At 68.5% G+C, this 24,136-nt stretch carries 24 protein-coding genes; 16 read left to right on the top strand and 8 right to left on the bottom strand.

The annotated features are described in order from the left end of the window. Positions 1-85 precede the first annotated feature (85 nt). From aptA to EV668_RS19280, 5 genes are all read left to right on the top strand, one after another. A complete protein-coding gene (gene aptA / locus EV668_RS19260; protein WP_133773155.1) occupies positions 86-1,438 on the top strand; it encodes an omega-aminotransferase AptA in 1,353 nt (450 codons plus the stop codon). Positions 1,439-1,474: 36 nt separating this feature from the next. Continuing rightward, complete coding sequence (locus tag EV668_RS19265) at positions 1,475-2,575, top strand: S1C family serine protease (protein WP_133773158.1); 1,101 nt, start codon at positions 1,475-1,477, stop codon at positions 2,573-2,575. Positions 2,576-2,637: 62 nt separating this feature from the next. Beyond that, complete coding sequence (locus tag EV668_RS19270) at positions 2,638-4,308, top strand: formate--tetrahydrofolate ligase (RefSeq protein ID WP_133773159.1); 1,671 nt, start codon at positions 2,638-2,640, stop codon at positions 4,306-4,308. A gap of 146 nt (positions 4,309-4,454) precedes the next feature. After that, a complete protein-coding gene (gene hisS, locus EV668_RS19275) occupies positions 4,455-6,032 on the top strand; it encodes a histidine--tRNA ligase (RefSeq protein WP_133773161.1) in 1,578 nt (525 codons plus the stop codon). A gap of 112 nt (positions 6,033-6,144) precedes the next feature. Further along, the gene (locus tag EV668_RS19280) at positions 6,145-6,810 is read left to right on the top strand and encodes an SCO family protein (RefSeq protein ID WP_133773163.1); all 666 of its coding nucleotides are present in this window, start codon (positions 6,145-6,147) and stop codon (positions 6,808-6,810) included. Positions 6,811-6,826: 16 nt separating this feature from the next. Here the strand turns inward: EV668_RS19280 and EV668_RS19285 are convergent, their stop codons facing one another. The 4 genes from EV668_RS19285 to EV668_RS19300 form a co-directional block, all read right to left on the bottom strand. After that, positions 6,827-7,675, bottom strand: a complete 849-nt coding sequence (locus EV668_RS19285) for a transglutaminase-like domain-containing protein (RefSeq protein WP_133773165.1) — start codon at positions 7,673-7,675, stop codon at positions 6,827-6,829. A gap of 264 nt (positions 7,676-7,939) precedes the next feature. After that, complete coding sequence (locus tag EV668_RS19290; RefSeq protein ID WP_133773167.1) at positions 7,940-8,707, bottom strand: SDR family NAD(P)-dependent oxidoreductase; 768 nt, start codon at positions 8,705-8,707, stop codon at positions 7,940-7,942. Positions 8,708-8,996: 289 nt separating this feature from the next. Continuing rightward, positions 8,997-9,491 (bottom strand): VOC family protein, encoded by a 495-nt coding sequence (locus EV668_RS19295; RefSeq protein WP_166652550.1) that lies wholly within the window; start codon positions 9,489-9,491, stop codon positions 8,997-8,999. Then, on the bottom strand, positions 9,484-10,212 hold the full coding sequence (locus EV668_RS19300) for an SDR family NAD(P)-dependent oxidoreductase (RefSeq protein ID WP_166652551.1): 729 nt from the start codon (positions 10,210-10,212) through the stop codon (positions 9,484-9,486). Before EV668_RS19300 ends, EV668_RS19295 begins: the two co-directional genes overlap by 8 nt. Before the next feature lie 180 nt (positions 10,213-10,392). Between EV668_RS19300 and EV668_RS19305 the strand changes: the two genes are divergently transcribed. Further along, on the top strand, positions 10,393-11,199 hold the full coding sequence (locus EV668_RS19305) for a crotonase/enoyl-CoA hydratase family protein (RefSeq protein WP_133773173.1): 807 nt from the start codon (positions 10,393-10,395) through the stop codon (positions 11,197-11,199). 21 nt (positions 11,200-11,220) lie between these two features. On the opposite strand, the gene EV668_RS19310 is transcribed toward EV668_RS19305, so the two are convergent. Continuing rightward, positions 11,221-12,318: an isocitrate/isopropylmalate dehydrogenase family protein gene (locus EV668_RS19310; protein ID WP_133773176.1), complete on the bottom strand. Its 1,098-nt coding sequence runs from the start codon at positions 12,316-12,318 to the stop codon at positions 11,221-11,223. A gap of 94 nt (positions 12,319-12,412) precedes the next feature. Beyond that, on the bottom strand, positions 12,413-14,128 hold the full coding sequence (locus EV668_RS19315; protein WP_133773178.1) for a dihydroxy-acid dehydratase: 1,716 nt from the start codon (positions 14,126-14,128) through the stop codon (positions 12,413-12,415). Positions 14,129-14,314: 186 nt separating this feature from the next. Between EV668_RS19315 and EV668_RS19320 the strand changes: the two genes are divergently transcribed. From EV668_RS19320 to EV668_RS19350, 7 genes are all read left to right on the top strand, one after another. Next, positions 14,315-14,749 (top strand): DUF1489 family protein, encoded by a 435-nt coding sequence (locus EV668_RS19320; protein WP_133773180.1) that lies wholly within the window; start codon positions 14,315-14,317, stop codon positions 14,747-14,749. Between the two features lie 76 nt (positions 14,750-14,825). Beyond that, positions 14,826-15,083, top strand: a complete 258-nt coding sequence (locus tag EV668_RS19325) for a hypothetical protein (RefSeq protein ID WP_133773183.1) — start codon at positions 14,826-14,828, stop codon at positions 15,081-15,083. A 19-nt stretch (positions 15,084-15,102) separates the two neighbouring features. Further along, on the top strand, positions 15,103-15,408 hold the full coding sequence (locus EV668_RS19330; protein WP_133773184.1) for a hypothetical protein: 306 nt from the start codon (positions 15,103-15,105) through the stop codon (positions 15,406-15,408). Between the two features lie 10 nt (positions 15,409-15,418). Further along, complete coding sequence (locus EV668_RS19335; RefSeq protein ID WP_133773186.1) at positions 15,419-16,006, top strand: tyrosine phosphatase family protein; 588 nt, start codon at positions 15,419-15,421, stop codon at positions 16,004-16,006. Beyond that, positions 16,006-16,902 carry an ROK family protein gene (locus EV668_RS19340; RefSeq protein ID WP_133773188.1) on the top strand — a complete coding sequence of 299 codons (897 nt, stop codon included), beginning with the start codon at positions 16,006-16,008 and terminating at the stop codon, positions 16,900-16,902. The genes EV668_RS19335 and EV668_RS19340 overlap by 1 nt, the downstream gene beginning before the upstream one ends. A 49-nt stretch (positions 16,903-16,951) precedes the next feature. After that, positions 16,952-17,845 carry a DMT family transporter gene (locus EV668_RS19345; RefSeq protein ID WP_133773190.1) on the top strand — a complete coding sequence of 298 codons (894 nt, stop codon included), beginning with the start codon at positions 16,952-16,954 and terminating at the stop codon, positions 17,843-17,845. 152 nt (positions 17,846-17,997) lie between these two features. After that, positions 17,998-19,233, top strand: coding sequence for an MFS transporter (locus tag EV668_RS19350; RefSeq protein ID WP_133773192.1), 1,236 nt, complete (start codon positions 17,998-18,000; stop codon positions 19,231-19,233). 40 nt (positions 19,234-19,273) lie between these two features. On the opposite strand, the gene EV668_RS19355 is transcribed toward EV668_RS19350, so the two are convergent. Then, positions 19,274-20,500 carry an amidohydrolase family protein gene (locus tag EV668_RS19355; protein WP_133773626.1) on the bottom strand — a complete coding sequence of 409 codons (1,227 nt, stop codon included), beginning with the start codon at positions 20,498-20,500 and terminating at the stop codon, positions 19,274-19,276. Further along, a complete protein-coding gene (locus tag EV668_RS19360) occupies positions 20,497-20,919 on the bottom strand; it encodes a nuclear transport factor 2 family protein (protein ID WP_133773194.1) in 423 nt (140 codons plus the stop codon). Before EV668_RS19360 ends, EV668_RS19355 begins: the two co-directional genes overlap by 4 nt. A gap of 311 nt (positions 20,920-21,230) precedes the next feature. Between EV668_RS19360 and EV668_RS19365 the strand changes: the two genes are divergently transcribed. The 3 genes from EV668_RS19365 (at position 21,231) to EV668_RS19375 (ending at position 24,001) form a co-directional block, all read left to right on the top strand. Continuing rightward, entirely contained in the window at positions 21,231-22,043 is an 813-nt protein-coding gene (locus EV668_RS19365; RefSeq protein ID WP_245513320.1) for an ABC transporter ATP-binding protein, read from the top strand. 1 nt (position 22,044) lies between these two features. Beyond that, positions 22,045-22,815 (top strand): ABC transporter permease, encoded by a 771-nt coding sequence (locus EV668_RS19370; protein ID WP_133773198.1) that lies wholly within the window; start codon positions 22,045-22,047, stop codon positions 22,813-22,815. 163 nt (positions 22,816-22,978) lie between these two features. Continuing rightward, complete coding sequence (locus EV668_RS19375; RefSeq protein ID WP_133773200.1) at positions 22,979-24,001, top strand: ABC transporter substrate-binding protein; 1,023 nt, start codon at positions 22,979-22,981, stop codon at positions 23,999-24,001. The last annotated feature ends 135 nt before the right edge of the window (positions 24,002-24,136 follow it).

Genomic DNA, 24,136 nt, shown 5'->3' on the forward strand with positions numbered 1-24,136 from the left:
CAAGCACGGCCTTCGGCGTCCCCGCCTGGCGTTGCCTCCCGCCCGCGATGACCTGTAGGCTCCGGCTTTCGACGGAGGCATGATCATGTCTGGTGCGCGAGGCCTCACGGCCGCGAACGATGTTTCGGCTCCCAACGATCTCAGTGCCTGGTGGCTGCCGTTCACGGCGAACCGCGCCTTCAAGGCACGGCCGCGGATCATCACCCGTGCCAAGGACATGCATTACTACACCCCCGAGGGTAAGCCGATCATCGACGGTTCGGCCGGGCTCTGGTGCGTGAATGCGGGCCACAACCGCGATTCGATCGTGTCCGCGATCCAGGCCCAGGCGGCCGAGCTCGACTTCGCGCCGGCCTTCCAGTTTGCCCACGGGATCGGCTTCACGGTCGCGAGCCGCATCGCGGAGCTCGCTCCGGGCGATCTCGACCACGTCTTCTTCTGCAATTCCGGTTCCGAGGCCGCCGATACCGCCATCAAGATCGCGATGGCCTATTGGCACACGCAGGGCCAGGGCCAGCGCACCCGCGTGATCGGCCGCGAGCGCGGCTATCACGGCGTCGGGTTCGGCGGCATCTCGGTCGGCGGCATCTCGGCCAACCGCAAGGTCTTCGGCACGCTCCTCTCCGGCGTCGACCATCTGCCCCACACCTATAACCGCGCCGAGCAGGCCTTCTCGCGCGGCGAGCCGGAATGGGGCGCGCATCTCGCCGACGATCTCGAGCGGATCGTCGCCCTGCACGACGCCTCGACCATCGCCGCCGTCATCGTCGAGCCGATGGCGGGCTCGACCGGCGTCCTGCCTCCGCCGAAGGGCTACCTGAAGCGCCTGCGCCAGATCTGCGACAAGTTCGGCATCCTCCTCATCTTCGACGAGGTCATCACCGGCTTCGGCCGCACCGGCTTCGCCTTCGCGGCCGAGCGCTACGGCGTCGTGCCCGACATCATCACCTTCGCCAAGGGCGTGACCTCCGGCACCGTGCCGATGGGCGGCGTCATCGTGCGCAAGCACATCCACGACGCCTTCATGACCGGCCCCGAGCACATCATCGAACTGTTCCACGGCTATACGTATTCGGGCCATCCGCTGGCCTGCGCCGCGGCGCTCGCGACCCTCGACGTCTATCGCGACGAGAACCTGTTCGAGCGGACGCGGCAGCTCGAGGACAAATGGGCGGACGCCTTCTTCACGCTGAAGGGCCTGCCGAACGTCATCGACATCCGCACCCTCGGCCTCGTCGGCGCGGTCGAGCTCTCCTCGCGTCCGGACGCGGTCGGCAAGCGCGGCTTCGAGGCCATGGAGCGCGGCTTCCACGAACACGGGATCATGGTCCGCACGACCGGCGACACGATCGCCGTCTCGCCACCGCTGATCGTCACCGAGGACCAGATCGGCGAGATCGTCGACAAGATCGCAACGACGATCCGGGCCGTCGCCTGACGGGCGGGAGCGGCAGCGCAGCAGCGGAGGACAAGGGTGTCGCGGCCGATCCTGCTGGTGATCGTCGGGCTTCTCGCCGTGCTCGCCGGCCGGCCCTACATCGAACGCCTCTTCGCGTCCCCCGATCCGCGGCCCGTCGCGGCGCGGGGGGATCTCGCGGAATACGAGCGCGCGACGATCGAGCTGTTCAAGCGCGTCTCGCCGAGCGTCGTGCAGGTGGTCGCGCTCCCGGACGAGGGCGCGCGCTCGCCCTTCGACATGCAGCCCGGCGAGGGCGGCGGAGGCGGGGGGCAGCAATCGGGGACCGGGTTCATCTGGGACCGGAGCGGCCATATCGTCACGAACGCCCACGTCGTTCAGAACGCCTCCTCGGTCGCGATCCGTTTCGCCTCCGGGGCGGTGGTGCGGGCCGAGATCGCCGGGCTCGCGCCGAACTACGATCTCGCGGTCCTGCGGGTCAGGGCCGGGGCCGACCTTCCGGCTCCCGTGCTCGTCGGGCGCTCCGACGACCTTCAGGTCGGCCAATCGGCCTTCGCCATCGGCAACCCGTTCGGCCTCGACCAGAGCCTGACGACCGGCGTGATCAGCGCCCTGAAGCGGCGCCTGCCGACCTCCGGCGGGCGCGAGATCCAGGACGTCATCCAGACGGACGCCGCCATCAATCCCGGCAATTCCGGCGGTCCTCTGCTCGATTCCGCCGGCCGCGTGATCGGCGTGAACACGGCGATCTATTCGCCCTCCGGCACGAATGCGGGCATCGGCTTCGCCATCCCGATCGACATCGCGAACCGGGTCGTCACGTCCCTCATCGCGACGGGGCGCGTGCCGACGCCGGGCATCGGCATCGTCGCGGCCGACGAGGCGATGGCGACGCGGCTCGGCGTCGAGGGCGTGATCGTGGTGCGGGTCGCGCCCGGCTCCCCGGCCGAGCAGGCCGGCCTGCAGGGCGTCGATCCCGGCCTGCGCGCCCTCGGCGATGTGATCGTCGGCGTGAACGGGCAAGCCGTGCGCAGGCTCTCCGACCTGACGCGCGAACTCGAGCGCGTCGGCGTCGGCAAGAGCGTGACCCTCGAGGTCAACCGGGCCAATCGCGGCCGCCGCGTGACCTTGACCATCGCCGATATCGGCCGGCGCTGAGCGATCTTGCCCGGCTTCCCGGGTTCTATAAGACGGCCGGGCACCGGCACCGACAGGACGACATGAACCCAGATCTCGCCATTGCCCGCGCCGCGACCCTCCGGCCCATCGGCGAGATCGCCGAGAGGGCGGGCATCCCGGACGAGGCCCTGCACCCTTATGGCAAGCACATCGCCAAGGTCGACGGATCTTGGCTGCGGAGCCTCGAGGACCGGCCGCGCGGCAAGCTGATCCTCGTCACCGCGATCAGCCCGACCCCGGCGGGCGAGGGCAAGACGACGACGACCGTCGGGCTCGGCGACGCGCTGAACCGCATCGGCCGGAAGACGATGATCTGCCTGCGCGAGCCCTCGCTCGGCCCCTGTTTCGGGCAGAAGGGCGGCGCGACCGGCGGCGGACACGCGCAGGTCCTGCCGATGGAGCAGATCAACCTGCATTTCACCGGCGATTTCCACGCCATCGGCGCGGCGAACAACCTCCTCGCCGCGATGCTCGACAACCACGTCTATTGGGGCAACCGGCTCGACGTCGATCCGCGCCGCGTCGCGATCCGGCGCGTGCTCGACATGAACGACCGCGCCCTGCGCTCGACCGTCGCCGGTCTCGGCGGCCCGGCGAACGGCTTTCCGCGCGAGGACGGCTTCGACATCACCGTCGCCTCCGAGGTGATGGCCGTGTTCTGCCTCGCCCGCGATCTCGCCGACATGGAGGCGCGGCTCGGCCGCATCGTCGTCGCCCAGACGCGCGACAAGCGCCCCGTGACGGCGGACGACCTCAAGGCCTCGGGCGCCATGAGCGTGCTCCTCAAAGACGCGATCCAGCCGAATCTCGTCCAGACGATCGAGGGCTCGCCTGCCCTCGTCCATGGCGGCCCCTTCGCCAACATCGCCCATGGCTGCAATTCGGTGGTCGCGACGCAGGCCGGGCTCCGGCTCGCCGATTACGTGGTGACGGAAGCCGGGTTCGGGGCCGATCTCGGGGCGGAGAAGTTCCTCGACATCAAGTGCCGGCAGGCGGGCCTTACGCCCTCCGCCTGCGTCGTGGTCGCGACGGTGCGTGCGCTCAAGATGCATGGCGGCACGGCGCGCGCCGATCTTTCGCGCGGCGATGCCGACGCGCTCGAGCGCGGCTTCGTCAATCTCGAACGCCACGTCGCCAACATGCGCAGCTACGGGCTGCCGGTCGTCGTCGCCGTGAACCACTTCGTCACCGACACCGAGGCCGAGCACCGGCGCCTTGCCGAACTGTGCCGCGACCGGCTCGGGGTCGAGGCGGTGCCGTGCCGCCACTGGGCCGAGGGCGGCGCGGGCGCGGTGGACCTCGCCGAACGCGTCGTGGCGCTGACCGAGAAGCCGTCTGAGTTCAGGACGCTCTATCCGGACGACATGCCGCTCGCCGACAAGATGCGCAGGATCGCGACGCGGATCTATGGCGCGGAGACCGTCGTGATCGAGGGGAGCGCCGCGAGCCGCCTCAAGGAGATCGAGGCCGCCGGCTACGGCCGCCTGCCGGTCTGCATGGCGAAGACGCAATATTCCTTCTCGACCGACCCGCAGGCCATGGGCGCGCCCTCCGGCCACGAGATACCCGTCCGCGAGGTTCGGCTCGCAGCCGGCGCCGGCTTCGTGGTCGCGATCTGCGGGCAGATCATGACCATGCCGGGCCTCCCCCGCGTGCCGGCGGCGGAGGGCATCCATCTCGACGAGGACGGGCTGATCCAGGGCCTGTCGTAAGGGGGGCGCTCTCCCCTTGCGGGAGAGGTCGAGCGACGCCGGAGGCGTCGGCCGGGTGAGGGGTTTGCCCGGCCGCGGCGTCGACGGCCCTCCCTCGACAAGAACGCCCCGAGGCATCAGAAGGGCGCCGTTCCGAGAGAGATGAGATGTCCACCACCCTGAAGGCGCGGCTGCCGCGCGGCTTCGTCGATCGGCCGGCCGCCGATCTCGCCGCCACCAACCGGATGATCGACGCGATCCGCCGGACCTACGAACTCTACGGCTTCGAGGCCCTGGAGACGCCCTTCGTCGAATATACCGAGGCGCTCGGCAAGTTCCTGCCCGACCAGGACCGGCCGAACGAGGGCGTCTTCTCCTTCCAGGACGACGACGAGCAATGGCTCTCGCTCCGCTACGACCTGACGGCGCCGCTCGCCCGTCATGTCGCCGAGCGGCTCGACGCGCAGAGCCTGACGCTGCCCTACCGCTCCTATCGGGCCGGCTGGGTGTTCCGGAACGAGAAGCCCGGCCCCGGCCGCTTCCGCCAGTTCATGCAGTTCGACGCCGACACCGTCGGCTCCGGCTCGCCCGCGGCGGATGCCGAGATCTGCATGATGATGGCGGACACGCTGGAGGCGGTCGGCATCCCGCGCGGCCAGTATGTCGTCAAGGTCAACAACCGGAAGGTCCTCGACGGCGTGATGGAGGCCATCGGCCTCGGCGGCGACGAGAATGCCGGTCGGCGGCTCACGGTGCTGCGGGCGCTGGACAAGGCGGATAAATTTCCTATCGCCGAAATTCGAAAGCTGCTCGGTGAGGGGCGTCTGGACGAGAGCGGTGATTTCACGAAGGGTGCTGGGTTAAGCAACGAAGAGCAAACAGACATCCTAAATTCGACGATCGTCTTTGAAAGAGTGTCCGACGTCGCAAGTGCTGGCGGTCGCGATCTCAGTGACATGGTCGTCGACACGACTTCGATGAAATTTATCGATAATGTCGCTATTGCTCAGATGTTGGGGGCGCGGGCACGAACCGATGTAGGTCTTAAGGGCGCAGACGAACTTATGAAGATCGCTCAGCTCTGCGAAGCTGCTGGCTATGGCTCACAGCGCATTCAGATCGATCCCTCCGTCGTCCGCGGCCTCGAATACTATACCGGTCCCGTCTTCGAGGCCGAGCTGACCTTCTCGATCACCAACGACGAAGGCCAGACGGTGCGCTTCGGCTCGGTGGCCGGGGGAGGGCGGTATGACGGGCTCGTCGGGCGCTTCCGGGCCGAGCCCGTGCCGGCGACCGGCTTCTCGATCGGCGTCTCGCGCCTCCTCGCCGCGCTCCAGCACGTGAAGAGCCCGATCGTCGCGGCCGGCGCGAGTGCCGGGCCGGCGGTGGTGCTCGTGATGGATCGCGACCGCGTCGCCGATTACCAGGCGATGGTGGCGAAGCTCCGCCGTGCCGGCATCCCGGCCGAGTTCTATCTCGGCTCGGCGGGCATGAAGGCGCAGATGAAATATGCCGACCGCCGCCGCGCCCCCTGCGTGATCATCCAGGGCAGCCAGGAGAAGGAGCGCGGTGAGGTCCAGATCAAGGACCTGTTCGAGGGGGCCAAGGCGGCCGAGGCCGACAAGGCGGCAGCCTCCAATGCGGAATATCGGGCGGCGCGCCTCGCTCAGGTTTCGGTGTCCGAGGAGGCGCTGGTCGAAACCGTCGCCGGCATCTTCGCGCGGCATGGATTGAAGGCGGGCTGAGCACGACCCCGTTTCCGCGCATGGCGCCTCGGCGTCATGTGCGACCCCTGGTCATCTCACGGTGGCGCGCCGATCCCCTACATCTCGGGGACGTGGCCATGATGACCCGTCGATGATCGCAAGACCGTTCCTTCTCCTTCTCGGCGCCATCGCTCTCGGCGGGATGCTGGCGGGGACGGCCGCGATCATGGCGCAGCGCGCGACGCCCTGGCCGACGGTCCGCCCCGGCGGCAGCTTCTCGCTCACCGATACCGACGGGCGACGCGTGACCGAGGCCGACCTCCACGGCAAGCCGACGGCGCTCTATTTCGGCTTCACCCACTGCCCGGATGCCTGCCCGACGGCCTTGTTCTCGCTGACCGAGGCGATGCGCGAACTCGGCGCCGGAGCCGACCGCCTGAACGTCGTCTTCGTCACCGTCGATCCCGAACGCGACACGGCCGAGCTGATGAAGCTCTACCTGCAATCCTTCGATCCGCGCATCCGCGGCCTCGTTGGGTCGAAGGAGGAGATCGCCGACATGGCCGCGAAATTCCACGTCGTGGCGCGCCGCGTCGAGCGGCCGGATGGCGATTACGCCATGGACCATTCGACGAGCGTCTTCCTCTTCGATGCGACCGGTCGCATCGTCGGCGGCATCGACCACGACGAGAGCCACGAGCAGTTCCTGGGCAAGCTCAAGCAGCTCGCGAACCCGAAGGCCTGCATCCCGGGCGCGCCTGCGAGCTTGTGGGAGGCCTCGATCGTCAAGATGACCGGACCCCGGATCTGCAGCTGACCCGAGGGCGCCGCCGTCAGGCGGCGATGGCGAGCGGAACGGGCTCGGCAGCCTCGTCTCCCTCGACCTCGTCCGTATGGACCTCGAACCGGGTGAGGAGGGCGGAGCCGAAGCTCGTCGTCAGCGCGCAATCGGTCGCGTCGCGCCCCCGCGCCATCACGATCCGCCCGATTCTGGGGCGGTTGTGGCGGGCGTCGAACGTGTACCAGCGGCCTCCGAGATAGGCTTCGAACCAGGCGGAGAAATCCATGGGCGCCGGGTCCTTCGGCACGCCGATATCCCCGAGATAGCCGGTGGCGTAGCGGGCGGGGATGTTCATGCAGCGGCAGAGCGTGATCGCGAGATGGGCGAAATCCCGGCACACGCCGACCTGCTGCGTATGCGCCTCGAAGGCGCTGCGGGTGCTGTCCGCCAACTGATAGTCGAAGCGGAGCCGGTTATGCGCGTAGTCGACGATGGACTGGACCCGCTCGCCCCCCTCCGGTCCGCTGCCGAACAGCGACCAGGCGATGTCCGACAGCTTGTCGGTGTCGCAATAGCGCGAGCCGAGGAGGAACGGGAGCACGTCGTCGGGAAGGTCGGCCACCGCATGCTGCTCCGCGCCGAGGGCGCAGTCGTCGTGCCGGCCGGTATCGCGGATGACGAAATCCGCCGACATCCGGATCGGGCCGCCGGGGGCGACGATCCGCGTCGCCACATTGCCGAAGGCATCGAGATGGCTGCGCGAGGGAACGGGAGGATCGAAGACAATCCTTTCGGGCGTGACGAGATCATGCTGGCGCTCGGGCCGGACATTCAGAAGCAACGTCATCGCCGTCGGGCCAGCGGTCTCGAAGGCGATGTCGTAGCCGGCACGGATCTTCATGGAGGGCTCCGAAAGGTGCCGCGGCCGAGCCGGCGGGCGAGAATTCGAGCCTCAACACCCGAGAATAGGCCCGGTTCCATTCGGTCCGCCAGAGGCCCTTTCGTGCCGGGCAGCGTGTGTGTTCAAACCGAAGCTTTGCATAGAAATACGGCTTCTTGCCCGATACATCGGCAGATCGGGCAAGCGCCGCCTCGGGCGCCTCGCTATTCGTGGGAGGCGCCGGCTTCGGCGAGCCTCATCCGACCGCGCCGCCGCCTTGCGGCTTCACTTGGCCGTGAAGCCTCCATCGACGGCGATCGTTTGGCCGGTGACGTAAGCCGATGCCTCCGATGCCAGGAACACGGCCGCGCCGTGCAGGTCCTCCAGCCGGCCGGTCCGCCCGATCGCCGTCTGGACGGCCTTGCGGGCGACGCGCTCCTCATCGTCGAAAATGGCCTGCGTCAGCGGCGTGGGAAAGAAGCCCGGCGCGATCGCGTTGCAGGTGATGCCTCGTCCGGACCACGCTTCGGCGATCGCGCGGGTCAGTTGGACGATGCCACCCTTGGCGACGCTGTAGGCCGTGGAATCCGGAAAGGCGCGAAACGATTGCAGGGCGGCGACATTGAGGACCCGTCCCCAGCCCCGCTCGGCCATGGCGGGGGCGAGCGCCTGGGTCAGGAGGAAGGGCGCCCGCAAATGCACGGCCAGATGGAGGTCGAAGGCTTCGGCCGTCACCTCCTCGAAGGGCTGGGAGAAGTTCATCCCGGCCGCGTTGACGAGGATGTCGATGCGGCGCTGACCCTTGAGGCCGGCGATGATGGCGCTCAAGCCTTCCGTCGTCGACAGATCGCCCGCCACGAAATCCGCGTTGATGCCGTCGGTATGGAGCTTGTCGACGGCCGCCACGAGTTCGGGCTCGCGGCGCGCGACGAGGACGAGGCTCGCCCCCGCAAGGCCGAGGGCGCGAGCGATCTCGTGTCCGATACCCGAATTGCCCCCTGTGACGAGCGCGGTGCGTTCGGACAGGTCGAAGAGGCGGGCAAGTCGAAACATCGTGCGCTCACAGGTGTGACGGGCGCGGAACGCCCGTCGGAACAAGGATTGGCTCGCCTGCGGATCGGTCGCTCCGGCATGGGCATTCATGCCGTCGGACGCAAAACGCGGGCTATCGTCCAAGCCGGCTGGCCGACCACCGGACGCTTTGCCAACTACGCAATTTCTCCGTCTTGCGCAGCGACAAATCGATCAGGCGTCCCACGACGGTGCCGGCGCTCCGGATCCGCGTTCGGCGCCCCTGCGGGTCCGAAGAGCCGTCATCCTCGTGCCCGGGCCCTCCCGGGCGTCAGGCCACGGCATCGGATCGCCACGGTGACAACTCGGCGAATTCGACGACGATGCCCTCGGGTCCCGTCACGTAGATGCCCTTGGCCCGGCCGCCGCGAACCTCGAGAGGCTCGGCATTGGCGTGGTAGCCGGCGGCCTCCAGGCGCTCATGGACGAGCGCGAGATCGTAGACCTCGAAACAGAGATGGGTCAGTCCGTGGTCGCATTGGCGGATAGGCACCGGCCGGCCTGCCGGGTGGTAGTAGTGAAACAGCTCGACGTGGAACCCCGAGAGTTCGAGCATCGCCCAATGAACATCGATCTCCGGCAGGCCCACCATCCGGTCGAGGGCCTCCTCGCGGCGGTGGTCGATCTCGCCGAGAAGACGCATTCCGATGACGTCGCGCAGGAAGCCGACGGCGCCGTCGAAATCGGCGACGCCGAGCGCGACGTGATGCGCGCGAACGATGAGTCCTGCGAGCAGCGGGGTCGATGGGGACCCCGCGTCAGGCATTGTGGACGCCCCCATCGATGTTGATGATCTGGCCGGTGACGTAGGTCGAGAGCGGGCCGAGCAGGAAGATGCAGACGCCGGCGACCTCGTCGGCCCGACCCAGGCGGCCGAGCGGGATGTCGCGGAGCAGGTCCTCGCCGCGGGCCTCGATGACATGGGCCGGCATCGGCGTGTCGATCACGCCCGGCGCGACGCCGTTGACGAGCGCTCGGGCCTTGAGATTGCGCGACAAGGCGCGGACGAGACCGACCACGCCGCCCTTCGCGACCGAATACGCGACGTGCCCGAGCGAGCCTTTTCGGAAGGCCTGCGACGATGCGAAGACGAGACGCGCGGGCTCGTCCTCGACGAGGCGGGGCAGCATCGCGCAGGCGAGGTCGAACGCGTTCGTAGTGTTGGCCGCCAGCGTGCGGTCGTAGACGGAGCGGGCGCCGGGTTCGAGGTCGTGAGGGACGTAGATCCCCGCCATGTGGACGAGGCCGTAGAGCGGCCCCTCGATCCGCGAGAGCGCGTCGGCGCAGGCTTCCGGCGTGTGCAGGAGGGAGGGCGCGACGACGTGGCCGGAGCCCGGCAGGGCGGCGGCCAGCTCTTCGAGACCGACTTCGTTCGGGTCGACCAGCAGAAGCCGGGCGCCGCGTGCGGCGGCCATGCGTGCGACCTCCGCTCCGATCGCGCCGGCCGCTCCCGTCACGACGATGGTCTTTCCCTCGAACTCGCTCATGCTGCCTCCCATGCTGTTGTCGGCTCCCTCCGGACGCCGGGGCGGCCGAGGGCGGGCGGTTCGCCCGAGCCGTCGATGATTTGGCCGGGGCGCGGCTTGTCAACCCGTTCGCCGCGCAGCCCTCGACAGCGCGGCGAGGCGGCGCCAAGAAGGACCACGACAACAACACGGAGGACACGCATGTCGGAACCCGTTCTGGTGGAGAGTGACGGCCGGATCGCCGTGTTGACGCTGAACCGTCCGGAGACGCGCAATCCGATCTCCGACCCGGACATGATGGAGGCGCTGCTCTCGACCCTGGCGCGCCTCGATGCCGATCCGGACATCCGGGCGATCATCCTGACGGGAGCCGGCTCCGCTTTCTCCTCCGGCGGAAACCTCAACGCCATGCGGCCGGACGTGCCGGGCGGCCTGCGGGCCTCGTTGCCCGCGCGAACCCGGATGAACTACCGTACCGGCATCCAGCGCATCCCGCTCGCGATCGAGGCCATGGAGGTGCCGGTGATCGCGGCCGTGAATGGGCCCGCCATCGGGGCCGGCTGCGATCTCGCCTGCATGTGCGACATCCGCATCGCCTCCGAGACCGCGCGGTTCGCGGAGAGTTTCGTGAAGGTCGGCATCGTTCCGGGCGATGGCGGCGCGTGGCTCCTGCCGCAGGTCGTCGGGTTCTCGAAGGCCTGCGAGATGGCGCTCACGGGCGACATGATCGACGCCAAGGAGGCGCTCGCCTGCGGTCTCGTCTCGAAGATCGTGCCGCCGGCATCCCTGCTGGACGAGGCGCGGGCGATGGCCGAGCGTATCGCAGCCAATCCCGGCCATGCGGTGCGCATGACGCGGCGCCTACTCCGCCAGAGCCGCGTGATGGACCTTCCCGGCATCCTCGACCTGTCGGCCGCGCTTCAGGCTCTGGCCCATGCGACCGAGGACCATGACGAGGCGCTGAGCGCGATGCTGGAGAAGCGCAAGCCGAGCTTCAAGGGCCGGTAATCGGCACGGCGGTCGCGTTCGTCAGCCGATGCGGGCGAGCGCCTGCATCACCGCATCCGTCACCGCGCCGGTGCCGTCCCCGCCTCCGATCTCGTAGGGCTTGAGGCCGGCGCCATAGGCGGCATCGACCGCCTCCCGGACGATGCCGCCGGCCCGCACGGCCTCCTCGCGGCCATGACGCTCGCCGAGCCATTCGAGCATCATCGCGCCGGACAGGATCATCGCGGTCGGGTTGGCCTTGCCCTGGCCGAAGATGTCCGGCGCCGACCCGTGGCAGGGCTGGAAGACGGCATTCTCGTCGCCGATATCCGCGGAGGGCGCGAAGCCCATCCCGCCCATGAGCCCGGCGCCGAGATCGGAGAGGATGTCGCCGAACATGTTCTCCGTGACGAGCACGTCGAACTCCCAGGGGCGGCGGACCATGTAGAGCGCCGTCGCGTCGACATAGGCGTGCTCGGCCCGGATGTCGGTGTTCAGGGCCGCGCGCTCGTCGAAGATCTTGCGAAAGAAGGCGAGGCTCGCGAACACGTTGGCCTTGTCGACGCAGGTGACGGCGCCGGGTGCGCCGCGAGCCTTGCGCGAGCGGGCGAGCGCGAAGGCGAAGTCGAAGAGCGGCTCGCACACCTTGCGGGTGATCACCATCGTGTCGCGCGCTTCGCGGTCCTCCTCGACGACGCCCTTGCCGCGCGAGGCGAACAGGCCCTCGGTCGATTCGCGGATGACGACGAAATCGAGCTGGCGCGCCCGCGGATCGGCGAGGACGGCCGGCATGTTGGGCAGCGTCCGCACGGGACGCACGCCCGCATAGAGGCCGAGCTCGAAGCGCAGGTCGAGCTGCGGGCCGATCTCGGTGCCGTCGGGATAGCGCACCTCGGGCCACCCCATCGCGCCGAGCAGGATCGCGTCCGCGCGGCGGGCGGCGTCGAGCGCGCTCTTGGGCAGCGCGACGCCGGTGTCGCGGTAGGCGAGGGCGCCGGCCTGATGCTCGTCGAAACGAAGGGAGAACCCGCCGATCCGCCTGGCCGCCGCTTCGAGCACCGCGATGCAGGGCGCCATGACCTCATGGCCGATGCCGTCGCCCGGCAGCACCGTGATCCGGAAGGCGTCGTTGGCCGACATGGCGTTTCCTATGGTTCTTTGCCGCAAGCGCGGGTCTTTGAGGGGGGCGGAGGAGAGCGCACGACGACCCGTGTGCTCCCTCCGCTCCCCGAGGTCACGTCCTGCCTGGTTCGGCCCGCAGCGAGTCGAAATCGCAGCCCTCGTCGGCCAGCAGCACCTCGTTGCGGTACAGCCGGGCGTAGCCGCGCTTCGCCTCGAACGGCGTCACGGGCATCGTCTTGCGACGCTCGGCCATCTCCGCCTCGTCGACCAGCAGCTCGATCCGGCGCTCCTTGACCGAGATCCTGATCCGATCCCCGTTCTTGACGAAGGCGAGCGGGCCGCCGGAGGCCGCGTCCGGCGAGACGTGCAGCACGATCGTGCCGTAGGCGGTGCCGGACATGCGCGCATCCGAGATGCGGACCATGTCCTTGAGGCCCTTGGCGGCGAGCTTCTTGGGGATCGGCAGGTAGCCGGCTTCGGGCATGCCGGAGGGCGAGAGCGGGCCGGCGTTCTGAAGCACCATGAAATCGTCTTCGGTCACGTCGAGATCGGGATCGTCGACGCGGTCGGCGAGATCCTCGAGCGAGGAGAAGACGACCGCGCGGCCCTCCTTCTCGAACAGGGTCGGATCGGCGGCCGCGCGCTTGAGGATCGCGCCGCGCGGGGCGAGCGAGCCGAACAGCGCGACGAGGCCTCCCTGCGGCTGGAGCGGCTCGTCGAAGGAGCGCACCACCTTGCGGTCGACGAAGTCGTCCTGGGTCTCGAGGCGCTCACGCAGGGTCTGCCCGGACGAGGTCATGCAGTCGAGGTGGAGCAGGGGCTTCAACTCCCGCATCACCGCGCCGATGCCGCCCGCCGCATGCAGGTCCTCCATGTAGAAGGCGCCGGTAGGCTTGAGATCGACGAGGACGGGCGTCGTGTCCGACAGCTCGTTCAGGCGGTTGAGATCGACCTTGATTCCCGCCCGTCCGGCGATGGCGGTCAGGTGGATGATGGCGTTGGTCGAGCCCGAGATGGCGAGGAGGACGCGCAGCGCGTTCTCGATCGATTCCTCCGTGATGATGTCGGAGACGGTGATGCCGGCCTTGACGAGGTCGAGGATCGCGGCGCCAGAGGCCTCGGCCGCCCTCAGGCGATCCGCGTGGACGGCGGGGATCGCAGCGGTACCCGGCAGGAGCATGCCGAGGGCCTCCGACAGCGAGGCCATGGTCGAGGCCGTGCCCATCACCGCGCAGGTGCCGGCGGTGACGACGAGGTTGCCCTCGACATCCTCGATGCGGGCATCGTCGATCTCGCCCGCCCGGTACTTGGCCCAGTAGCGCCGGCAATCGGTGCAGGCCCCGAGGCGCTCGCCGCGATACTGGTTCGTCGATTGCGGCCCGGTCACGACCTGGATGGTCGGCAGGCCGGCCGAGAGAGCGCCCATGAGCTGAGCGGGCACCGTCTTGTCGCAGCCGCCGATGAGGACGACGCCGTCCATCGGCTGGCCGCGGATCATCTCCTCCGTGTCCATCGACATGAGGTTGCGGAAGAAGAGGGCGGTCGGATTGAGATAGGGCTCGCCGAGCGAGATGGTCGGGAATTCGAGCGGCAGGCCGCCGGAGGCGAGGACGCCGCGCTTCACCGCATCGACGAGATCCGGCACGCCGCGATGGCAGTTGTTGAACTCGCTATAGGTCGAGGCGATGCCGATGACCGGCTTCTTCAGGAGGCCCGAGCCGAAGCCCATGGAGCGCGCATTGGCGAGTCGCAGGTAGCGCGCGAAGTCGCGGTCGCCGTAATTGGTCAGCCCGCGGGAGAGCCCGACGGGAGCTTGGTCATCGGCCATGTTTTCGAACGTCCTCTTCACGGGGAGGCTTGTCCCTGTGCGCGGCACATTCTCCCTCGCGGAGGGGATCGGCAAGCCCTGTTTGGAGATGTTCCAGGCCCGCCTGCGCGCTCGGCTGCGCGATCGCCTGGGGATGCGACGAACGGAGCTGCGGCCAAGGCCGGCCTGACGCGCTATGAGCCGACCATGCCGCTTCACATGATCAAGCTCTGCGTCGGCGTCGACACGATCGGCGAACTCGAGGACTGGATCGTCGAGAAGCGCCGACGCGCGGGCCGCGGGGCCGATCCGCGCCACACGCACGTCACCCGCATGATGCCGAAGCGGGCCGAGGCCCTGCTCGAGGGCGGCTCCCTCTACTGGGTCATCAAGGGCCAGCTGAGCTGCCGCCAGAGGCTTCTCGGGCTGGAATCCTTCACCGACGGGCAGGGGATCGGCCGCTGCCGCCTCCTGCTCGAACCCGAGCTGGTCCTGGTCTCGCCCCGACCCTGTCGGCCCTTCCAGGGCTGGCGCTATCTCGAGGACGAGGATGCACCGGCCGATCTCGGCTCCGAGGCGGAAGCGGTGGGCGCGCTCCCCGAGGAGATGCGGCGGGAGCTGGTGGCGCTCGGATTGCTGTAGGCGCGACCTCGCCGCGCGCCCTCGGCTGGGCTAAGAACGGCACGCAAACTCTCCCCGCCTCATGCCGGAGGTCGTCATGCGCCGCATTGCATCGCCGCTCGCCTTTGCGGTCCTCGTCATGGCGCTGCCCGCTCTGGCCGCCCCTTGCCCGGCGCCCGGCAGCCGCGCGAAGGCCTCGCGTGCCGATTGTCCGCCGGTCCCGAAAAAATTCGAGCCCTATGATCCCGACGGCGCGCGTGCGTCGCGCGGACGTGGCGGGTTCGTCGATGTCGGTGGCGGGACCGAGGTCAGGGTCGGCGGACGGGTCCGGTTCGACTACGACCGGACGCGCTGAGCCGCCCGCGAGCCGCGCGATGATTCGGGCGCGGAACCTGATCGCCGCCGTGCTGGCGGCCCTCCTCGCCGCGCCGCCTGCCGACGCGCGTCCCAGGGCGCCCAAGGCCTGCCGGGCCGAGATCGGCGCGGTGCGCGCGGCGGACCTCGTCCGTGCCTGCCGCGAAGCAGGGCCGGCCATGCCCGCCCTGTGCCGGCCCGAGACGCCCTGCGCCGCGATGCGCGAGGCCATCGAGGCGGCGTGCCAGGGGCCGGGTTCGGAGGCGAAGCCCGCCTGCCGCGAATTCGACGACGAGGACGATGACGACGCTGACGGAGACGACTAGGATCGTGCCCATGAAACGCGCATCCTTGTCGATCCTCTCCGTCTGCGGCCTCGAGGAACTCGATGGCCACCGCGAAAGCGGGATCACCCATGTCCTTTCGATCCTCGATCCCGGCATCCCGGATCCGGATTCCTTCAATCGCTACGACCGCCACCACCGCACGACGCTGCGCTTCCACGACATCATCGAGCCCCAGCCGGGCTTCATCCTGCCCGAGCGGGAGCATGTCGAGCAGATCGTGGCGTTCGGCGAGGAACTGGTCGACGACCTCGAGGAGGGCCGCGACGGCCACCTTCTGATCCATTGCCACATGGGCATCTCGCGCTCGACCGCCGCGATGACGACGATGCTGGTCTCGGCCCGGCCCGACGAGGACGATGAGGTCCTCGTCGAACATCTCGCACGGATCAGGCCTCAGGCCTGGCCCAATGCCCGCATGATAGGCTTCGCGGACGAGATCATGGGCCGCGGCGGCCGCCTCAGCGAGGCGGTGCGCAAGCTCCACCTGCGCCAGATCAATGCCAATCCGCGCCTCGCCGACACCTTCCGCCGGCTCGGCCGCGCGGCCGAGGTCGATCGCGCGCTCGGGGTCGCATGATGCGCATCGGCATCGACTGGGGCGGGACAAAGATCGAGGCCCAGGCCCTCGGCGAGGACGGCGCGATGCTCGGCCGGCACCGCGTGCCGACGCCGAAGGGCGACTACGAGGGCTGCGTGCGGGCCATCGTCGGCCTGGTCGCGGCGCTCGAGACCGAGACGGGGCGCAGGGGCACCGTCGGCATCGGCATCCCGGGCGCGCTCTCGCCCGTGACCGGCCTCGTCATGAACGCGAACTCGACCTGGAACATCGGACGCCCGCTCGACAAGGATATCGAGGCCGCGCTCGGCCGCGAGGTCAGGGTCGAGAACGACGCCAATTGCTTCGCCGTCTCGGAAGCCACCGATGGTGCGGGCGCGGGGTCCGAGATCGTCTGGGGCGTGATCCTCGGAACGGGCGCGGGCTCCGGCATCGCGATCCGGGGCAGGGCGGTCGGGGGGCGCAACCGCATCGCGGGCGAATGGGGGCACAATCCGCTCCCCTGGCCCCGCGACGACGAGCGGCCCGGCGCCCCGTGCTTCTGCGGCAAGCTCGGCTGCATCGAGACCTTCGTCTCCGGAACGGGGATCGAGCGGGACCACCGCGAGCGGACGGGGACGGCTCTCGCCGCGCCGGCCATCGCGGAGGCGATGCGGGCGGGGGACGATGAGGCGAAGCGAACCTACGATCTCTATCTCGACCGCCTCGCCCGCAGCCTCGCCCATGTCGTGAACATCCTCGATCCGGACGTGATCGTCCTCGGGGGAGGGATGTCGAACGTCGACGAACTCTATGCCGACCTGCCGGCGAAGATCGACGACTACACCTTCTCGGATGCCTTCGTGACGCCGGTCCTCAAGAACAGGCACGGCGATTCCTCCGGCGTGCGCGGGGCGGCTTGGCTCTGGAAGGAGTAGCGCCGCCGGCGAGACCGCCCTACGGAACCTCTCCGCGGGGCACGCCTTGATGATTCGCAATCTGCTTCTCGTCGCGTCACTGGGGCTCTGCTGGGGCTTCAACTGGGTCGCGGTGAAGCTCGCCCTCGCCGAAATCCCGCCCTGGACGCTGCGAGCCGTCGGCTTCTCGCTCGCGACCGCGATCATGTTCGGCGTGCTTTTCGCGACGGGCACCTCGCCGCGCGTGCCGCGCCGGCACTGGTTCCGGCTCGCGATCGTCGGCGTGCTGTCCATTGCCGCCTACAACATCTTCAGCGCCTTCGCGCAGTTGACCGCCACCACGAGCCGGGCGGCCGTGCTGTCCTACATGATGCCGATCTGGGCCGTGATCTTCGCCCGGATCGTGCTCGGCGAGCCGTTCGACCGGCGCCGGCAGATCGGCCTCGCCCTCGGAGGGGCGGGCTTGATCGCCCTCGGCCTTCCGCTGCTGCGATCGGGGGAACTCTCCATCGGGCTCCTCTTCGCCATCCTGTCGGGCGTCTTCTGGGCGATGGGGAGCGTCGTCCTGAAACGCTGGCCCGTCGATGCTTCGGCGCCGGTGATCACTACCTGGCAACTCGGTCTCGCTGCGATCCTGACCGGCATCGGGATGCTGATCTTCGAAGGGGTGCCGACGGCGCTGCCGCAACTCCCATCGACCTGGGCGGGGCTCGCCTACAACGTGCTGATCGGCCAGGCGTTGGCATCGACCCTGTGGTTCGTGATCCTCGGCCGCATGCCGGCCGGCATCGCCACCATCGGCTCGCTCCTGGTCCCCGGAGTTGGGGTCATCGGGGCGACGCTGATCCTCGGCGAGAGGCCGACGATGTGGGATTGGCTGGGGCTCCTCCTGATCGTGGCCGCGGCGGCTTCGGTGCTTCTCGCCCGGCCCGTCGTTCCGCCCGCCGCCGGGAAGCCGGCCTGACGCCCCGACATCAAGCGGCCGGACGAACAGGTGCTGGTGCACCTATCCATTCCGGAAACTGATGGGTGGGATGACGGAACTGCGTTTGGCAGCGTCCCCGGCGGCGGTTACAGCTCTTGCGGAATAGAACAGATTTCTCTCCGGAGGCCGGAATGGAAACGCGTGCGACGAGGCGTATCGGTCCGGAGTGGATCGTCTTCGCCGGCTGTGCCATCGCGCTGATCGGCTTCGGCCCCCGTGCCTCGTCGGGCCTGTTCCAGCTCCCGATGATCCAGACCTATGGCTGGGGGCGCGACACCTTCGGCCTGGCGATCGCGATCCAGAACCTGCTGTGGGGGATCGGCTCGCCCTTCGCCGGCGCGATGGCCGACCGGTATGGCGTGACCCGCGTCCTCTGGGTCGGAGCGGTGCTCTATGCTGCCGGCCTCGCGGTGATGGCCTATGCGACGACGCCCGGGATGCTCCATCTCGGCGCCGGCGTCCTGATCGGCTTCGGTCTGTCGGCCGCCTCCTTCAACCTCGTTCTCGGCGCCTTCGGCAAGCTTCTGCCGGACAGCTGGCGTCCGATGGCTTTCGGCGCCGGCACGGCGGCGGGCTCCTTCGGCCAGTTCTTCTACCCGCCGATCGGCAACATCCTGATCGACAATTTCGGCTGGCAGGACGCCCTGCTGGTCTTCGGCGCCAGCGTCCTTCTCATCATGCCCCTCGCGGTCATGCTCGGCACGCGGCCCGGCCCGAACAAGACGGCGATGGCCGGACCGACCCCCGCGCCGGACCAGACGATCGCTCAGGCCCTGCGCGAAGCCTTCCGCCATCCGAGCTTCATCTTCCTGACGCTCGGCTTCTTCACCTGCGGCTTCCAGCTCGCCTTCGTCACCGTCCACCTTCCGGCCTATCTCAAGGATGCGGGCCTTCCGGCCTCGATCGGCGGCTGGACGCTCGCGGTGATCGGCCTCGCCAATGCCGTCGGCTCGCTCAGTGCGGGCTGGCTATCGACCCGGATACCCAAGCGGCAGCTTCTCGCGGGGATCTATTTCTCGCGCGGCATCGTGATCGCCGCCTTCATCATGGTCCCGCCGACGCCGCTGACCTGCATCCTCTTCGGCCTGTTCATGGGCCTGCTGTGGCTCTCGACCGTGCCGCCGACCTCAGCGCTCGTGATGCTGATGTTCGGCACGAAATACATGGCGATGCTGTACGGCTTCGTCTTCCTGTCGCATCAGGTCGGCGGCTTCCTCGGCGTCTGGCTGGCGGGCCTGCTCTACGAGATGCGGGGCAGCTACGATGTCGTCTGGTGGCTGTCGGTCGCGCTCAGCTTCCTGTCGGCGCTGATCAACCTGCCGATCCGCGAGCAGCCGGTGACGCGGCCGGAGCTTGCCCCGGCCTGACCGGATGTCGGTCTCGGGTGGCTCCGGTCTCGGGGCTGCGTCAGGCCTCGCGCAGGAGGCGCGGGGCCGGACGCTCGAAGGTGCGCCGCCCAGCCTTCAGGCCGAACAGGGGCGGCGCGAGGGTCGCCACGGCCTCGGCGGGTGAACTCGCGTCGAGCACGACCATGTCGGCCGCATGGCCCGGGGCGATGCCGTATCCGTCGAGCCGCATGAGCCGCGCCGAGGACCCCGTGACCAGATCGAGGCAGGTCGCGAGATCCGTCTCGTCCGAGACCTGCGCCACATTCGCATAGAGATTGGCCATGCGGATCAAGGAGCAGTCGCCGTAGGGCGTGAACGGGTTGAGGACGTTGTTCGTGGAGATCGAGCAGGTGACGCCCATCGCCGCCAATCGGTGCGCATGGGCGACGCCGCGCGGCACGTCGCGGTCATGGTCCCGGCCGGTCAGGAACAGATCCGTCGCCGGGAGCACCGTCACGGCGACGCCCGCCTCGCGAAGTCGCTTCGCGGCGGATGCGAACGCCTCCGGGGCCATGGCCGAGAGCTTGGTCACATGGCCGATCGCCACACGGCCCTGCCAGCCCGTCGCCTCGGCCATCCGGCAGACCTCGAAGAGCGAGGCGTCGGCCGGGTCGAGGTCGAAATCGAGATGGAAATCGATATCGACGTCGAACCGGCGCGCGAGCGCGAAGATGCGGGCGATCTGCCCGTTTCGATCCTTGTCGACATAGGGCACGCCGCCGACGAGATCGGCGCCTTCCAGCAGCGCCGCCTCCAGCACCTCCTCGCAGCCCGGATCGTCGAGAAGCCCCTCCTGCGGAAAGGCGCAGAGCTCGAGATCGACCGCCCAGGCGTAATCGGCCTTGAGGCGCTTCAGGGCGCGGAAGCTCGTCAGCCCGATGCGTGGGTCCACCTCCACATGGGTGCGGATCCGCGTCGTCCCCTGGAGGATGGCCCGCTCGAGGGCGCGCGATGCCCGCTCGTAGACGTCGTCCTCGGTGAAGCCGCGCTTTGCGCCCGCGACGGCCGCGATCGCCTCCTGGACGTTGGAGCCGCAGGCGCAGCGCCCGAACAGGCAGGCCTTGTCGAGATGGAGATGCGTCTCGACGAGGCCCGGCACGACCAGCCGTCCGCCGAGATCCTCGCCCGGCATGGCCGCCTCGATCGCGGGCTCGACCGCAACGAACCGCCCGTGCCGGATGCCGAGATCCACGGCCTCGCCACGGCCGGGAAGCCGGGCATTCCGGAACAGGTGGTCGAACATCAGGCGCCCTGCCGTGTGAGGATGCGCTCGGCGCTGTCGTTCCACACCTCCTGCGTGACGATGACGCCGCCCCGGATGACGAAGCGGTCGACGTAGCGGTTGCCCTCGAATGGCGTTCCGTCCGGCCATTCGCCGTAGAGCGTGCCGAGATTGTACACGATCGCTTCGTCGGGGCCGACGACGACATCGTTCCTGTCGATCTTCTTCTTCACCCAGCGATAGCGCCCCGCATTGAAGGAGGTCGCCTCCCGCGGATGCGAGAAGACCCGTCCGCCGGTGAAGACGATGCGCACATCCGGCGCCATGAACGTCGCTGCGAGTTCGGGGTCGGGCCGCATCGACGCTTCGAGAAAGGCGTCCACGATCCGCTCGGCCTCGGCGTGCGACGGAGCCGAGGGATGGCTGGCGGCGGTGAGAGACATGGGGACCCCTGATTTCCGAACGCTTCCTCTACGACGAGGTGCCGCAATATTGTATACTATTTTGTGGGCAGCATTTGCCCGCCTTTTAGGCGCTGGCCATTCGCGTCTTCCGTATGCGCCCATTCGCTAGCTCTCAGGCGCTCGGCGGTAGTCTGCACGAGAGGGGAGGCTCCGACCGGGCGAGACCCTTCCTATGACGGCGGCTCGGCCGCCTCGTCCCTCCAATCGTATACACTGGCACGGAATCTGCTGCGCTTCGGGCGATGAATGCGTTCGCTCCAGCCCCTCCGCCCGATGCGGCCACCGCCGCGATGTCCGGCCGCAAGGCCATCGAACTCGAATCCGTGGGCGTCACCTTCGGAAGCGGGGCCGATGCGGTTCCGGCCCTCTCGCCCACCACGATGGATATCGGAGAGGGCGAGTTCGTGGCCTTGGTCGGGCCGTCCGGTTGCGGCAAGTCGACGATCCTCAAGCTCGTCGCCGGCCTGGTCGCGCCGACGACCGGCGTGGTCGTCGTCGGCGGACGCGAGGCGTCCGCCAAGGCGCAGCGGATCGGGATGGCGTTCCAGAACCCGACGATGCTGCCGTGGCTGACGGTCGAGAAGAACGTCATGCTGCCGCTGAAGATCGTGCAGCCCTACCGGGCCGAATTCCGCGCCAAGCGCAAAGGCGAGTTCCGGGACAAGGTCCACGCGCTGCTCGGCGAGGTCGGCCTGCGCGATTTCGCGAATGCCTATCCGTGGCAGCTCTCGGGCGGGATGCTGCAGCGGGCCAATCTCTGCCGCGCGCTCGTGCACGAGCCCCGCATCCTGCTGCTCGACGAGCCCTTCGGAGCGCTCGACCAGTTCACGCGCGAGGAGCTCTGGGCTGCGCTCCAGTCCCTCTGGATGGCGCACCGGCCGACCGTCCTTCTCGTCACGCACGATCTGCGGGAGGCGGGATATCTCGCCAGCCGCATCTGCGTGATGAGCGCGAGGCCGGGGCGCATCCTCGACGACAGCCCGGTGGACAGCGCGCGTCCGCGCACCCTCGCCTCGACCTACGAACCCGATTTCGCGGCCCGCACCCAGCGGCTGCGCGACCTGATCGTCGGCGCGCAGCGCCACGTGGCGGAGGTGCATTGAGATGAGCGCGACGCTCCGACGCCGCAGTCTTTCGATCGGGCTCATCCTCGCCTTCTTCGGCGTGTGGGAGGTCCTCTGCATCGCGCTGAACGTCTCGGACCTCGTCCTGCCGCGGCCGAGCGAGATCTTCACCGTCCTCTGGCAGCGTGCGCCGCAGCTCTGGCCCCACATGCTGCAGACGCTCGGCACGACCCTGCTCGGCTTCGTGCTGGGGGTCGCGACGGGCGTCGTCCTCGGCGCGATCGTCGGCTCGTCGCGCCTCGCCTACGACACCGCCTATCCGCTCCTGATCGGATTCTCCTCGATCCCGAAGGTCGCGGTGGTGCCGATCTTCGTTCTCTGGTTCGGTTCGGGCACGGTCCCCGCGGTCCTCACCTCGCTCGTGATCTGCTTCTTCCCGATCGTCGTGAACATCGCGACGGGACTCGCGACGACCGAGCCGGAGCTCGAGGACGTGCTGAAGGCGCTCGGCGCCTCGAAATTCGACATCCTGTGGAATGTCGGGCTGCCGCGCACGATGCCGTTCTTCTTCGCCTCGCTGAAGGTCGCGATCACCTACGCCTTCGTCGGCACGGTGCTGTCGGAGACCGTCGCCTCGAACCGGGGCATCGGCAACGTGATGATCTCGGCCTCCTCGAACTTCAACGTGCCTCTCGCCTTCGCCGGCCTCTTCATCCTCGCCGGCCTCGGCATCGCCCTCTACGCGATCTTCTCCCTCATCGAGCGCCAGGTCACGGGCTGGGCGACGCGCAAGCGGGAGATCGCGGTGTGACGAGGTCCCGTTCCATACGCGTCCTCATGCTGAGGTGCCGGCCGGCAGGCCGGCCTCGAAGCACGCACCAGTGCCGTGCGTCCTTCGAGACCCCCGGGTCGAGCCCGGGTGCACCTCGGGATGAGGAACGCTGAGTTTCGACCAAACCAGAAGGAGTCATCGCATGCTCAGACGATCCGTTCTCTCTCTCGCGCTCTGCCTCGCGGCGGTGCCCGCCTTCGCACAGCAGACCACGATCAAGTTCACGCTCGGCTGGAAGACGCAGGGCTCGGACGCCTTCCTCTTCGTCGCGCGCGACAAGGGCTACTTCAAGGAAGAAGGGCTGAACGTCGTCATCGACCAGGGCGAAGGCTCCGGCGCGACGGTCACGCGCATCATGTCCGGCGCCTACGATGCCGGCTTCGGAGACATGAACGCGATCATCCAGAACGCCTCGACCAGGAAGGGTGAGGCGCCGGTGATGGTCTATCAGATCTGGAACCAGCCACCCTTCGCCTTCTCGTCGAAGAAGACGACCGGCATCACCTCGCCGAAGGACCTCGAGGGCAAGAAGCTGGGCGGTTCGCAGGGCACGCCGACCGTGCGGATGCTGCCGGTCTTCGCCAAGGCGAACAAGCTCGACATGGCCAAGCTCAACCTCATCAACATGGCCCCGAACCTCCAGGAGCCCTTGCTGATCAAGGGTGAGATCGACGCCGCCGTCGTCTTCAACATCACGAGCTACTTCAACCTGATCCTGAACCGCCAGGATCCCGAGAAGGACTACAACTGGCTGTCCTTCGGCGATTATGGGCTCGACCTCTATTCCAACGGCATCATGGTCTCGCAGAAGCTGCTCAAGGAGAACCCGAAGGCGGTCTCGGGCCTCGTGAGGGCCATCAACAAGGCGATGATCGACGTCGCCAAGGACCAGGATGTCGGCATGAAGGCGGTGGTGAACTTCGACAACCTCGTCAACGAGCCGGTCGAGAAGCGCCGCCTGCAATTCTCCTTCGAGAAGCTCATCGTCTCGCCCGAGATGAACGAGATCGGCGTCGGCGACCTCAAGGACGATCGCCTGAAGAAGTCGATCGGCCTCGTCGCCGAGGGCTACGGCCTCACCCGCCTGCCCGAGCCGTCCGAAGTCTTCGACCGCTCCTTCCTGCCTCCCAAGGCCGAGCGCGCGCTCGTCTATACGAAGAAGTAGGGCGTCCAGGGCTTGGTCCCACATTGATCCCTCCCCTTCAGGGGAGGGCGAGTCGGCGTCAGCCGACCGGGGTGGGGTGCTGCGACGCCCGGGATGTCCCCACCCCGGTTCGAACCTATGGTTCGACTCGACCCT

The organism is Enterovirga rhinocerotis, from assembly GCF_004363955.1.
GTDB lineage: Bacteria > Pseudomonadota > Alphaproteobacteria > Rhizobiales > Beijerinckiaceae > Enterovirga > Enterovirga rhinocerotis.